Origin of the sequence: Thalassobacterium maritimum (assembly GCF_031127805.1) — a bacterium.
Classification (GTDB): domain Bacteria; phylum Verrucomicrobiota; class Verrucomicrobiia; order Opitutales; family Coraliomargaritaceae; genus Thalassobacterium; species Thalassobacterium maritimum.
In genome coordinates this window covers 1-14082 of record NZ_JARXHW010000031.1, presented here as the reverse complement: position 1 = coordinate 14082, position 14082 = coordinate 1, and the positions used below count along the sequence as shown (strand labels likewise).

At 52.0% G+C, this 14082-nt stretch carries 10 protein-coding genes; 5 read left to right on the top strand and 5 right to left on the bottom strand.

All coding sequences use genetic code 11. From position 1 onward, the window contains the following. Nucleotides 1-99: 99 nt before the first annotated feature. The 5 genes from QEH52_RS13005 to QEH52_RS12985 all read left to right on the top strand — a co-directional run bounded on the left by QEH52_RS13005 (nt 100) and on the right by QEH52_RS12985 (nt 5787). Nucleotides 100-1578 carry a sugar ABC transporter ATP-binding protein gene (locus QEH52_RS13005; protein ID WP_308951021.1) on the top strand — a complete coding sequence of 493 codons (1479 nt, stop codon included), beginning with the start codon at nt 100-102 and terminating at the stop codon, nt 1576-1578. Nucleotides 1579-1590: 12 nt separating this feature from the next. Then, nucleotides 1591-2559: an ABC transporter permease gene (locus QEH52_RS13000; protein WP_308951020.1), complete on the top strand. Its 969-nt coding sequence runs from the start codon at nt 1591-1593 to the stop codon at nt 2557-2559. 36 nt (nt 2560-2595) lie between these two features. Next, nucleotides 2596-3249 (top strand): cytidylate kinase-like family protein, encoded by a 654-nt coding sequence (locus QEH52_RS12995; protein WP_308951019.1) that lies wholly within the window; start codon nt 2596-2598, stop codon nt 3247-3249. Between the two features lie 98 nt (nt 3250-3347). Continuing rightward, nucleotides 3348-4562, top strand: a complete 1215-nt coding sequence (locus QEH52_RS12990) for a carbohydrate porin (protein ID WP_308951018.1) — start codon at nt 3348-3350, stop codon at nt 4560-4562. A 73-nt stretch (nt 4563-4635) separates the two neighbouring features. Further along, nucleotides 4636-5787: a PfkB family carbohydrate kinase gene (locus tag QEH52_RS12985; RefSeq protein WP_308951017.1), complete on the top strand. Its 1152-nt coding sequence runs from the start codon at nt 4636-4638 to the stop codon at nt 5785-5787. A 167-nt stretch (nt 5788-5954) separates the two neighbouring features. Here QEH52_RS12985 and QEH52_RS12980 read toward each other — a convergent pair whose 3' ends face one another. From QEH52_RS12980 to QEH52_RS12960, 5 genes are all read right to left on the bottom strand, one after another. Continuing rightward, entirely contained in the window at nt 5955-7106 is a 1152-nt protein-coding gene (locus QEH52_RS12980; RefSeq protein WP_308951016.1) for a DUF3322 domain-containing protein, read from the bottom strand. After that, nucleotides 7093-10458, bottom strand: coding sequence for an ATP-binding protein (locus tag QEH52_RS12975; protein WP_308951015.1), 3366 nt, complete (start codon nt 10456-10458; stop codon nt 7093-7095). Before QEH52_RS12975 ends, QEH52_RS12980 begins: the two co-directional genes overlap by 14 nt. Next, complete coding sequence (locus QEH52_RS12970) at nt 10451-11194, bottom strand: DUF4194 domain-containing protein (RefSeq protein WP_308951014.1); 744 nt, start codon at nt 11192-11194, stop codon at nt 10451-10453. Before QEH52_RS12970 ends, QEH52_RS12975 begins: the two co-directional genes overlap by 8 nt. Next, on the bottom strand, nt 11191-12768 hold the full coding sequence (locus tag QEH52_RS12965; RefSeq protein WP_308951012.1) for a DUF3375 domain-containing protein: 1578 nt from the start codon (nt 12766-12768) through the stop codon (nt 11191-11193). Before QEH52_RS12965 ends, QEH52_RS12970 begins: the two co-directional genes overlap by 4 nt. A 182-nt stretch (nt 12769-12950) precedes the next feature. Further along, nucleotides 12951-14082, bottom strand: a 1132-nt coding sequence (locus tag QEH52_RS12960; protein ID WP_308951010.1) for an MFS transporter, incomplete at its 5' end; no start/stop codon positions are given.

Sequence of the window (14082 nt, the reverse complement as noted above, 5' to 3'; positions counted from 1 at the left end):
CATCAACAGTTGAAGGTCCAGGTTGGCGCATCAGTTAGCTAGCCATGCGCCAACCTGCGACCTTCTTTCCCCAACCATTCTACCCAGTCCCCAATCTTTATGAATATTCTAGAATTAAGGAATATCACCAAAAAATACCCCGGTGTCATCGCGTTAAATGATGTCAGCATCGAGTTTGTTAAAGGAGAAGCCCATGCCCTCGTGGGTGAAAACGGCGCCGGCAAATCGACCTTGATCAAGAGTTGCACGGGCGCGGTCAAACCAAATGCCGGTAGTATTGTGATCGAAGGTGAGGCGTTCAGCTCGCTGACGCCGCAGATCTCCGAGTCGCACGGCATCGGAGTGATCTACCAAGAATTTAATTTAGTCGGCGAGCTCTCTGTCGCGGAAAACATTTTCCTAGGCCGAGCCATTCGTAAAGGGCTGGTCATTGATAAAAAGGCCATGGTCCGTGAGGCCGCTGCAATCTTCGAACAGTTCAATATCGATATCGATCCCAATCAGTTGGTCAGCAGTCTCACTGTTGGCTACCAGCAGTTAGTGGAAATTGCGAAAGCCTTGTCGCAGAAGGCGCGTGTTTTGATCATGGATGAACCCTCTGCGCCGCTCACTTCAGCTGAAGCGGAGCGCCTCTACGAGGTGGTGGAAAAACTCAAGGCCAAGGGCGTGACGGTGATTTATATCTCTCACCGCATGGAGGAGATCTTCCGCCTAACCGACCGCATCACGGTGCTGCGCGATGGGCAGAAGATTGAAACCGTCAAGACCAGCGAGACGAACATGGACGACTTAGTGAAGTTGATGGTGGGCCGCGAACTGAAGGAAACCTATCCCCAGCGCAAAGCCTGCATCTCGGACGAGGTGCTGCTGGATGTGCAAAACCTATCCGGAAATGGGGTGCAAGATATCAGCTTTCAAATCAAGAAGGGTGAGGTGCTCGGTTTTGCGGGTCTGATCGGAGCTGGACGCACCGAGACGGCAGAACTGCTATTTGGAGCCGCGAAGAAGACTGCTGGCACTGTTCACCTTCATGGCAAAGAGGTGAACCCTAAGACTCCGCGCGACGCGATCGATAGCGGTATCGCGCTGGTGCCCGAAGACCGTAAAGGCAAGGGAGCCTTGTTGGACATGACCATCCGCAGTAACACCAGCATGGCGGTCCTGGAACGCATCTCAAAGTTCTTTACCGTCGACCAGAAAGAAGAGCGTCGATTGGCCGAAGGTTACAAGCAATCCATTCGAATTAAAACCCCGTCCATAGAGCAAAAAATTAAGAACCTCAGTGGCGGAAACCAGCAAAAGGTGATCATCGCCCGCTGGTTGGCTTCCGAGCCGGAACTGGTGATCTTCGATGAACCCACACGCGGGATCGACGTGGGGGCCAAATCGGAAATTTACACATTGGTCAACTCACTGGTCGAGGACGGTAAGTCCGTGCTGATGATCTCCTCTGAAATGGAGGAAGTCATGGGCATGTCCGACCGTATCATTGTCCTCTGCGACGGCAAAGTGTCGGGCAGCTTGGACCGCAAAGATTTTAATCAAGAAACTATCATGAACTTCGCCTCTCAAAAATAGGAGCACAACACTATGGGACATTTAGAAAATTTAAAAGGCACGGCTAAGGCCGTCGATTTCGCAAAGCAAAACGGCATCTACATTGTGTTGTTCGCCCTCATCGGTTTTTTCTCATTCGCCACGGAGAATTTTTTGGTCAGTAATAATTTAATGAACGTGGCCCGCCAGGTCTCGATGCTTGGCATCGCAGCAGTCGGCTTCGCATTCGTATTGTTACTTGGAGGCATCGACCTCTCGGTGGGCTCCGTGATCACCTTAGTTAATGTGGTCTGCGGATATTTCATGGTGAATGCGGGCATGAATCCTGTGCTCGCCATTGTGATCACTCTGGCCATGGCCACTTTCATCGGCTTCACCAACGGATGGATTATCGCAAACATTCAAATGCCACCACTCATTGTGACTTTGGCAATGATGATCATCATCGAAGGTATCGCCTTCCTGATCAGTAAGGGGCTACCGATTTATGGATTCCCAGATTCATTTGCTGTGATTGGGCAAGGATACATCGGACCGATTCCGATCCCCGTCGTCATCATGATCGCAGTATTGGCACTGGGGGCCTTTATTCTGAATAAGACATTCTTCGGACGCTACTTCTACGCCGTCGGTGGGAATGAAGAAGCCGCTAAGCTTTCCGGTATCAAAGTCAAAAATGTCAAATACCTCGTGTATTCGCTTTCCGGATTTTTCGCCGGCGTCGCAGGCATTGTGATTCTTTCCAGAACCAATTCGGCCACGGTGACTGCGGGTAAGATGCTAGAGCTCGAAATTCTGACCGCTTGTGTGCTGGGTGGAATCAGTGTGACCGGCGGTGTCGGTCGTGTCTCCAATGTGATTGCCGGTGTATTGATTCTCGGCGTGCTGAGTAATGGCATGGTCTTGATGAATGTTACGGAGTTCACCCAAATGGTGATTAAAGGCTCAGTGCTCCTGATCGCGGTCGCTTTTGACTGCCTGCAAAATCGCAAGGCTAGCTAAAGCTCAGCCCTTCACACTCAATAGGAGAAAAGCAGTATGAAAACAATCGCAATTTCCAGGTTAGTCGGCAGTCAAGCGGGCGAAATCGCACAAAAGGTCGCTCAATCACTGGGCTATGATCTAGTCGATAAGTCGGTTCTGCAGGACACGCTGCAGCAATACGGAATGACTCGTTTTGGTGAGCTCTATACTTCACCACCCAATCTTTGGGATATCGCGAACTCGAAGAATCTCGAAATCGTATCGATGCTCAATGAAACCATGCAGGCATTGGCGCAACGCGGACGCACCGTGATCCTCGCCCGTGGTGGTTATGTGGCTCTGAATCAATACGCCGACGTGCTGCATGTGCGGCTACATGCACCCTTCGATGTTCGAGTGGAGCGCGTGCAGGCGCGTGAAGGGATCGCCGATCGAGCTAAAGTGGAAGCGATGGTAAGAGCCGATGACAAGGCGCGCATCAAATTCGTCGAGCGCTTCTATGGCACAAAGTGGCATGATGAGAGTGAATTCGATTTAATAATGAACACTGATATTATTGCTAGCAAAAGTGCTGAAGCCTGGATCGTCGATGCCCTCCGTATGTTGGAGGCCAAAGAAGATCGTCCGAGCGCAAAGCTCGCGCGGCACAGTGAAGTGGACCCTTTGTTAATGAGTGCCATCGAAGAGGCCATCAAGCGCAGGGCATAGCGATGAATCGCTACCGATCTTCTGCTTTAACAACGATTCCCTAAAATAACGAAAATTTACTTAACTAAGTAATACTAAACCTCAAACAAAATACATATATGAATAAACTGACTACATCCTTGTTGTTAACCTCAACAGCATTCATCGCTGGCAATGTAGCGATGGCGGCCGACTCTGGCTCTCTCTTCGAGCGTGAACGCTTGACCGGTGATTGGGGGGGCGCCCGCACCGACCTTGAAGAATATGGCATCACTCCCTTCTTCTACTACGATGCCATTGTCGGCGCAAACGTCTCTGGTGGCATTCAAGACGACGAAGAGTTTACCGGCCAGATTTACGCAGGTCTGGATTTCGACTTTGAAAAGCTATTTGGCTGGGAGTCGACCACGATGAAGCTCTCCGTAGTCAATCGTCATGGAGACAGTGTTTCCAAAAACGTCGGTGGCGTATATGACCCTATGACCATTTATGGTGGTCCAGACGGTCAAAAGACCATCCTGTATCAGATCGCCATCGAGACCTATTTAAATGACAGCCTGTCCTTGAAATTTGGCCGCGACAGTCAGGACTCTGATTTCGCCAATGACGATCTCTATCGCTATTCACTCAGCACCTCTATCAACGGCCCGATCCGTGCGATGATGCTGAATCAGCCTCAAATCGTTTCATTCCCGCTAGGCTTGTGGCATGCTCGTCTCAAGTATGAGCACAGTGAAGAGCACACCTTCAAGTTTGGTGCTTACCAAAACAGCCAAGACATTTGGGAGAACATCCCTGGCACAGATTTTGGCTGGGATAGTGATGAAGGTATCACCTTCATGGCACAGTATGACTGGACGCCAACCATTTATGACCGTCCGGCTCAATTGTATGTCGGCGTCGCGCATGCGGAAGTGGATTACACTAAATTCAGTGGCGGTGATGCTAACAGCTCCTCACGTCTGTATGCTCACTTCGATTTCCAACCAACAGAGGATCTCACACTCTTCGCATTTGGCGCATACACGAGTCAAGATGACCTCGCCATGATGCCACTGCAAGTGAGCGTGGGTGCAAACTACAAAGGCTTGATTCCTGGCCGTGAAGATGACCGCACCGTGGCCTTCATCACCTATGGTGAGCTCAGCGACGAATACGGCGATTCCATCGGCCAAGATCTCGACTACGAAATGGTCTATGAAGTCGGTCATCGCATTCAATTGACACCCGCCGTCTACATTCAGCCAGCCGTGCAATACATCAACAACCCCGGTGGCACAGGGGATATCGATGACGCAGTGGTGATCGGCGCATGGATCGGCGCGTCTTTCTAGACAGATTCACATCTATGCTGTATATTCTCGCTTCTTAGTCACTCGATTCCATTTCACCATTCGAAAGAAGCTTATGAAATCCACCATTTATTCCGACGTCTCTGAATTAACTGACTTAATTAACGGCATGGCACGGTCGTTTTCACAGTCGAATGTTCCAGTGCCATCCGGAATCTGTGGTTTTGATGGATTTATTGATACCTTCATTCGTATGGAATCGCCTGAGAGTATGGCAGCATTTGGTCCTAAGGTTGCGGAGGCCGCTGGCATAGCGGCCTCCTATACTTCTCAACATCAAGGCGATAAGTTTGGGGGCAATGGCCCCTTACTTACCGCCGCGTTGAGTGATCTACATCAAGCGGAGATTGATCTGCATTATATTGGAGCTCTGGGCGATCCAGAAGTGCTGCCCATTTATCAGCAAGCGCTGGGCGCTAAGACGACGCAACTCTATACCCTGGCACAGCCGGCGCATAGTGATTGTTTAGAATTTACTGACGGTAAAGTCATGCTGTGCGATTTACGCACTTGCAGTGATATTACCTGGGAGCGATTGATCGAGCGGGTCGGGCTTGAGCGCATCGACCAACTACTGCTCGCTGCCGATTTTGTAGCTGCAGTCAATTGGGGGAAATTACCCTATGTGGGCGGCATCTGGAAACAATTGGCCTTACGCCATCAAGCACTCGGACGCCCCGCCAAGCAGTTGGTCTTTTTCATGGACTTAGCCGAATTTGAGCAGCGTCCTGCACAAGATCGAGAAGACTTGATTCGTCTAGTGGCTGAAATTTCCCAACACTGTCGCACCATGCTTAGCTTGAATCTCAAAGAAGCATGGCAATTGGCAGAGAGCTTTGGCGGAGAGTTTCGCGGGCAGAAAGCGCCCGCACAAGTGGCTGAATTGGCTGGCTTTTTACGCACAAATGTTGCGGCGGATCGTATTATTATTCACCCCAACGATGGAGCCGCCTGTGCTTCGGCTGAGGGCCTGTCTTATGTTCCCGGGCCTTATTGTCGAGAACCGCTGATTTCAACTGGGGCCGGTGACAATTTTGGGGCTGGCTGCATCGCAGCGGCTCTTATGGGCTTAGATGATGCTGGTATGTTGCTATTGGGCAATTGTACCAGCGGTTATTTTGTTCGCTCAGGGAAGACACCTGGCAAGGCGCAGGTCATTAATTTCCTGAAAGCATGGCAGGATGGTAGCTTGCAGGAACGCCTGTAAGCTTTAACGAACTGAAATATCACGATAAGTCGTTCGTTCGATTTTGCGGACAGTGATCTTTATCGCAATGTTTCCAGCCTTATTGCTTTCGTACCTCATTTCTGTGCGCAGAGCTTGGTCAGTCGCGGGCGTAAGGGAAAAACCACGAAAGAGGGGAGGGTTTCCTCTTAGATCGTTTGGTTTCGCCAGGTGGTGACTGCCCCGTGCACGCTTGCTTCTGTGAGGAACTCCTGCTCCAATCGCCCTTTTTCCATTAAGGTCAGTTCATTGAACAGCTTTTGTTCGGTGCTGGTCAGTCCATCTTTCACGGACACGGCTCGTAGTGGTTCGACGACTGCGTTTGGTGCATGTGCGGCAAAGGTCGCGGAGTCCATTAATAAAGGCCGAATTTGCGGGAGATGTGCGCGTGCTTGGGCGAGTAACTTCAGCCCCCAAGTGTCGAGATCGCCCCAGTAGGCTACGTGCTTAGCGCTGAGCCAACTGTTTGCTAGCCATTTCAAATTGTTGCCGCTGCCGAGCACTACCAAAGTTTCGGAGAGTGGTGGCAGTAAATGTAGCGCGCGTTCATTTTCGACGATCAAGTAATGACTGCCAGGCATCTCAGGGCGGCTGGCCAGCTCGGATGCACGCACGCGTTGTTGTGCAAAGGGCAGTAGCTCACCGTCCAAATCTGCAACGAGTAACCAGTGATCATTTTCAGGAGCCGCCTCTAGTAGCGTTTCTAAGCCTAGGTCGCTGGCAGCGCCGTCATATCGCACATCCAGCAGTTGAATGATTAACGTGCGGTGACGTTCGAAAAATTTACTATCGATCCCCGCATAGGACAGTGCACGTAGTGGACGCCCATCCGCGCAGCCCGGTTTGAGCGAATTGGCCAATCGCACCGCGCGCAATACTTCCTCAATCGGCTTGTCGCGCCATAAATGCCGCTTGCGTATCCATAACGAGTGATCGCTCGCCGGACTTTCGGCACAGAGCTGGGCCATTGTTTGATACTCCTGGTAGACACGTTCATCCTCACTTGCCTGTGCCCAGTCAGACGGACGCTGTAGCAGCCATTGCACTGGCACCTGAATCGGCTCTGCGGTTGAACGATAGCGCACCGATGTCCATTCAACCTGCTCAATCGGCATTGCCTGCCATTGCTGAATATGAGCTCGCACGGCATCTAATTCAAATTCCACTTTGTGCGCAGTTGGCTTGCCGATGCTGAGTCGGATTGGCCAATTGACCTCCGGATTCAGCAAGCGCTCTTCTCGCAGGCTTGCGTTCTCCCATTGCCGAATCAGCTGTGCGCGTAGTTGATCAGGCGTCTTCATCTGTCAGGGGAGTGGTTGTTTCCGTCTGTGCCAGTTTAGCCGCGATACTATTTTCCAGCACTTCCCAACTAATCGAGGTGAGCGTGGCGCGGAATCCTTTTCGATGCACATAGATGACCGATTTGGTATGCGTGCGCAGCAATCGCATCTCCTTGTTGGGTGTCACAAAAATCGGATGCAATTTGAATTCGCGCAGTGCTTGGATGATTCGATTCGCCACGGTGCGAGAGCTTTTGGAAAAGGCTTCATCCAGCACAATCGTGCTGTGCAGTGGGAAATCGCCGCCCTCGGGACTGAGTGCGTAACACAGCGATGCGGTTAAAATATAACTGGCAATGATTTCCTTTTCACCGCCGGAGCCCCCTTGGGAACCTTTGAATTGATCCTTGGTTGTTTCGGTGGCGCGCTCGATTTCGACCGCGTGAAATTCGACTCGGTAGCGTGGGTCCAGCAGCGCACGCGCGCCGACGGTGTGCTTCTTGTCTGCCGCTTCTCGAATGAGCTGCACCACGTGTTGCAAGGCTTTGTAATGACGCTCGCCATTATCATTGTTGGCCTCTGTCGTTTGTAGCGCGACAGCTCGCAATTGTTTACGCGCGCGCTCTAAGGTGCGCAAACTCTCGTGCGTGACATCCTGCACCACCAAGCGTAAGTAGCGACCGTTTTTAAAGTCCACACTCTGCAGGCTGCGATTCAAGTCCTCGATGCGCTCGCGGATCTGACTGACTGCTTCGCTGATTGACGTGAGTAGTTGAGTCACGCCTTGATCCGATGATTGATTCAAATACTCCAAGAACTTTCCGAGTTGCTTGGGTAAGGCTTCAGTCGTGAGCAGATCCAGGCGTTTTAAATAGGCAGGAATATCGACGATCTCGGTGCCGACTTCGGCCAATGCGCCGGTATCTTCTGTTTGTGCGTGTTCCATTGCGCGCACCAGATCTGTCTGCAGCTTACTGAACTCCGCTTGCCGTTTGGTGATCTTTGTATCTAAGACTTGCTGTTGGCGGCGCTCAAATCCTCCGATGTCTTTAGCGGTGATTTCCGCGGGGAAGGGCAAGTGTGTTCGCACCAACTCAGACTCTTTGATCGTCATTCCAGTGCCGACTCGCGCACGGAAGCCATCGAGTTTAGCCATGGCTTCCTCCAATTGCCCCTTGGCCAAGGCTTCCTCTCCAATCGCTTGGCGCACCCGCGGTTCCAGCGCTTTGCAGCTTTGATCCGCTTCTTGATAAAGCGCAAAGACCTTAGCGGTGTCGGACTCGGGATCGAGTAAGGCCTGCAAGCGTTCGCTCAGTTGGGATAAGCTGTCCTGTGCCGTCGCCACATCGATCTCTTCGAATTTCAGATTCCGTAATTGCTCAATAATGACCAGTTTTCCGGAAATCACTTTCTTCGCCGCATTCGCCGTTTCAAAGGCCTGCTTCGCCGTTGCATGGGCTTCGTTGGAGGCCACGCGTTGTGCCTCCAACATCTTGAGCCGATCTTTATTATCAAAACCAGTGAACCAATTGTCCTCTAAACGCTGACCATCTTTCTTCTCAAAATAACCTCGTTTACCTGACTGTAAGCCCTCGCGAGTCATCGCGTGAGGTGTTTCGGCTAACAATTCTGGCGCATCGACACAGTGCAAATCATGCTCCGCCAGAAACTTTTTAAGCGCTTCGCGAAGTGGGTGTGGCTTGAAGTTCAGCTTACGCGTGAAGCCATCTTCCATAAACTTCGCATTCGCCTGAGACATCGTATCGGCCTCCAGTAAGCGAATGTGAATCCGGTGTTTGTTCTGTTGATTCACCCAGCGCAAGGCCGCTTTGATGTGTGAACTTGGCACTAGCATGCGTAAACGATTGCCGCCAATTGCTCGTTCGATCGCGCCGCGCCATTCCGCGTGCTCGGGTTGCACCTCGATCAGCTCCGCCACATAAGGCAATTGCTCTGGATCGAGCTCAATCGCATCTGCCAAGGCGGCACGAAAGCGCGGGAATTCACTCGGCAAATTGGAGTCTGGTCGCGACTTGGCCTCTCGATAGGCTTGCTCAATGTCGTCCAGTGTTTGTTTGCGATTTGCCGCTTCAGCACCGGCTTTATTTGCGATCGTTTCGGCGTCCGCTTCGTCCGCTTTAACTTGCGCATCCAGTTGCTCTAACTGTGCATGCTGATCCACGAACTCCGTGCTCTGCGCCACCGCAGGCACTGTTAAATTTTGGCACAGCTGTTCGTATTGTGCGCGACTGCCGCGCAGGCGATCTAATTCTTTTTGCTTCTGAGCGATGAGTGCCTGTAAATCCTCAATACTACGTCCGCCGGCTTGCAAATATTGTTCGTGGTAATTGTCCCTGCGACTGGTCAATGCGCTGAGCTCATTTTCCAATGTTGCTAGCGCTTGTTTTTTCTCACTTAGAGTTTGTTGGTTCTGCGCGACTTGTTGCTTCCACAAGCGCACACCATTTTCAGCAACCCATACCGGCAGTAAGCGCTTGATACTTTGTTGTAGTTGCAAATCTTCTTCGCACTTCAGATACGCGTCATGCTTGCGCGCGACGGGTGTCAGTGACCGTTGCTGACGTTGTGCGGTCAGCAGTTCTTCGTGTATTTCCGTCAGTCGATCAAAGTCGCCTGCTACTTCAGCGGCACGGTCGAATTTCGAATGGTCGTCTAGGACTAACTCACGAAAAATATCGTCGATACTGTTGAGCTGCTTCAAGCCCGCCGCGCGATTGAGCAAGGCAAAGGCATTGTCACTGACTTCAAAAAAGCTGCGCACGCGTGCTAAATAATCACGCTTTCCACCGTTACTGGTATCAAATACGCGGGCCTCTTCCTGTCCGTCGTGGATGACTTGTTTGAGACGACGCACGCCGCCCTGATCCAAAAGGCTCAACCAGTGTTCTAGTGATTGCTGTGGCTCGCGCGAAAAGATCCAAGCGCGTTTCAGATCGCTCAACTGAAAACTGTTTGCGTTGATCCAAAACAGTCCGCCGATACGCACTTCGTTTTCACCGTCCGTATAAGTTGCGCATAGTCCTGTAGTTGTTTTTCCCTTACGCGCAATGTGCGCTCCATCTCCGCTATCGTTGCCCGAACCGACGACGCCACGAATGTAAGAGAGCAAATCGCGATCGCTTTCGTGGCCACCTGTTGAGGCGAGATTATACTTCGGTCGCTCGTTGACTAAAGTCATGAACGCATCGACCAAGGTCGTTTTGCCGCTGCCCGTCATGCCGATAATGGCGGTGCCGTCCGCATCGATTTCAGCCGTATGCATGCCTGAGAACGGGCCCCAGTTAAAGATCTCTAAGCGGCACAGGCGGAAGGCTGCGCGTTCGAGTTTGAAGAGTTCGGTTTCGTTAAACATCGGTATCGGTGCTCACTTCAGGTGACTCGACGGGTTCGGCATCACTTGGATGCGCTACGGCCAGGGTTTTAAAATGCGCGAGTAGGAGCATCAGTTGATCGGGATTTGCCAGATGCACGATGATCGGGCGTATCAGAATTTGATTCTCTTTGTCCGGCGGAGATACGATTCCGTGTTTATGCAATTGATCCAGCACATTCGATAAACGTGTTTGATTGCGCTGTTCACTACCGGTCTCGCCCAGATACAAATCAAACTGTGCCTGCAAGTCTTCAAAGTCCACCCGTGCCCCTTCGGCGCCGATGCCGCTGGCCTGTTCATGTGCGATAAAGTAATGCCGCAAAATCGCCACCAACAGGGATTGCTCCGTCGTTAATCGCAATCGCCGCAAGAGCGGATGCTGCCACGCTTCATCGCTGTCGCCAGCAACACAGCCGGCGATGCCTAAGAAAATCAGTCCGCGCACATCATCGACGCGCATTTGTAAATCCAAAGGTTCCAAGATTGCTGTGACTGCGGCATGTTCTTGCTGGAGTGTGCGATAAATATTCGGCTTGGCCGCATGTTCCACTAAACCGTATTTCAGCAATTCTTGCACCGCCGCTTTGATACTGGGAGCGGTGCCGTCGTCTGTTGGCAGTGCTTCGGGGATCGCAACCTCTGGCTCTGCTGTCTCGGGCTTCGCAGTCTCGTCCAATTCGTCGGAGCGGACTTGTTGATCAAAAAAATCATTCATTCGAGTTCTTGGTAAGTGATGTTTTCAATGTTGGCTGCGTTCAGCGCGACAGTCGGTAAGCGGAAACGTGTTGGCTCGGGATTTTCCTTGGAGCTTAAATCAATGTCTTCCTTTGCCCGTTCAAATTTACAATCAGACTCACGTGCTAAAGTGATCCAATAGGCCAGGGTCTCCAAATCATATTCGGGCGGCAAGTGCTCTGAAAGTTCGCCAAGTGTCAACGGACGATCCTCTGTGCGCAATACAGCTAAGGTTTCTTGAAAGAGTGCGCTACGATCCAGTTCATTTAGATTTTCCAAATAACTGTCTGCTAACACATCTAGGCTGCCATGCTGTTGCTCCAAATTTAAACGTGTCTCTTCTGGATCATCCAGCGCCTTAAAGTCCAGACGTTCAGGAAAGGGAAGGTTTGGCAGCGCGGGCGCAATCGGGGCCAAAGGGCTCGGTGCTCGTTTGACTGCTTGTTTACTCCAATCAATTTGCAGCACGGTTTCAAAAATCTGTTGTAGTAAATCACCCACGCGATGGTGTTCGCCCGCCAGTCCGGTTTTGATGAAGCCACGCACGTCTTTCTCGCTGCGAGATCGCGCCTGCATCACGTTTTGCGATTCATCAACCAGCCGTGCGACTAAGCCGCGCATTTCTTTGGCCTGCTGCGCACTCAAGGCACCGGTGGCACTCGGGACTGCTAAGATGGTGCGGATACGTTCGCGCATTTGATCCAACTCTGTGCTGCGTGCGATTTGCTGATGGAAGCCGTTGAATACTCGTCCTTCAGGTGTGTTTAGCAGCGCCTCATTGGCTGCTAATAAGCGCTCCAGCACTTCGCCGCGATTTTGCTCTTCGCTGATAATCGACTGACGCAGGCTGCGATCTGCCTCGCGATACGAATCCTCAACACGGCGAAAGTCGTTACGCAAGCTCATGGCCAAGGTATACAGTTCGCGAATTTCCTCCTGCGCGCGTTCGCCCTCCAGCACTTCAAACTTACCTTGCTGCACCTGTTCCAATTCGCGCTGTAGGTCAGCGATCTTGCCATTCAAATACGCGAGACGTCGCTCCTTGCTTGGATTCAGTCCAGCTTCCAAGGACTCGACTTTTTGCTGCACCGTCGAGAGCCGCGATGCGGTGGACGTCATCATGCGCTCCTGAATGCCGTCGATAAACTGAAAGGCGGTTTGCAACGAATCCGTTGCGATGATGAAGCCGCCACGTTCAACCAGTAAGCCTTTGTGGATCCAGGCGCGCAGCTCCTTACGTGCCTGTGCTGCAAAATCTCCGGCGTTGATTTCAAACTCCGGGTCGTTGGCGTGGGCGCCTAGTAAGCGACTGAGTAGCATGCGTGCCTCTTCCAGTGGCACCTCGGATTGGCCCGCGTCGAAGATGGATTTTAAACAGCTGAGCACCAAAGGTCCGCGGCGCGCGGCCAAGATTTGCCAGGCTGGATGCTGTTGCCGCTTATTGATCAACTCGCTAGCCAGAATCGCATTCATTTGCACCGCAGCCGTCTGCGAGCTGGGAGACCTCACACGCTGTTGGTTGAATAGATTAGGTTCGGGAGTTTCCGCGGACATTGAAAAAGAGTCATAAGATTGAGCAGACAATCTGAGTCGGGTGCATGGTAAAAGCAACCCCGTTCACTGTTCAGGATTGAAGTCATTCAATCGCGCAGCGAGTTTTTCAAATAATGGACGATTAATTAAAAACGGGGTCGTTTCTGGGACCGGTCTGCCGCTATATTCATCTACACTATGCGCTAGGGGAGTGGAGGCTCGTCTTTAGCGTCTGATTGTAGGCTACTTTCCTGTGTGGGGGATCTGCCGCTGTGTGTGGCGCGATAGAGTGTCGCGCGGGTGGATTTACCCGTTCGGCGCAGCATTTCATACGGGAACGCTGTCATCCGCCGCATGCCCATATTGAGACCCGAGGTGCGTTGGAGCGTATTGCGGACGGAGGCAAACACCTGGTCGCGGATTTCGGCCTCGCTGACGGTTCCAGCTTCATCGATAAGTGAGAGTCGGTGCCATGCATAGAGCCCCGTAAGTGCCGCGATAAAGAAGACGAAGTCAATGCCTCGTAGGTTGAGCGCTGGGATCGCGACCGCGCCGCCTGGCAGTGCGGTGTCTGCGCTATAGAAGATTTTGATACTGATCTCTTTGATGGCAAAAAAGCTGCCGATCAAACCGCCCACGATTGGAGCGATGGTGGCGGCCAATCCCGCGAAAAAAGCATTGGTTCCGAGGTAGGCGGTAGCCTTCCCGTGTGGTGCTAAGCGCAGGGCTATGTTGGCCGCGCACAGGTTAAAGCCCGCTGTTGAAATGCCGCCTACGATATGGATCACAATTAACAGTGGAATCGTGAGGCTATGCCGCTCGGGGAGTGTGGTGAAGGGGTAGAGCAGTAAGATGAAAATGAAAAGGGGCACCGACACCGCGAGCACACTTTTATTGCTGTACCGGTCGGCGATCGCGCCCCATACTTTGAAGAAGTAAATATTCGTTATTTGACTGAGCACCGCGAGCATGATGATGCCACTCATCGGTATGCCGATACGGTTCAATATATAGACGGTAAAGAAGGCTCCTGACATGATGACTGTGAAGCTCCATGCACTGGAGAAGAACAACAAACGGCGGAAGTTGTGATCTTTGATCGGAGCCATTAGGGAGCGAAAGAAGTTCGAGCCAGCTTCTGGCTTGGGCATCTGTGGCTCTGGCACGTGGGTGAGCAGTCTAGCGCCATAGAGTCCGAACATTGCGGCCCCCATGAAGATCATGGCGTAGGCATAGGACGCTTCGCCGATGAGCGTAGTCAAACCATCGACACTGAAGCCAGCGATCAGGCTCAGCACCGCGCCTAGGGCAGTCGCGGCAGCCAGTCTTGAGGCT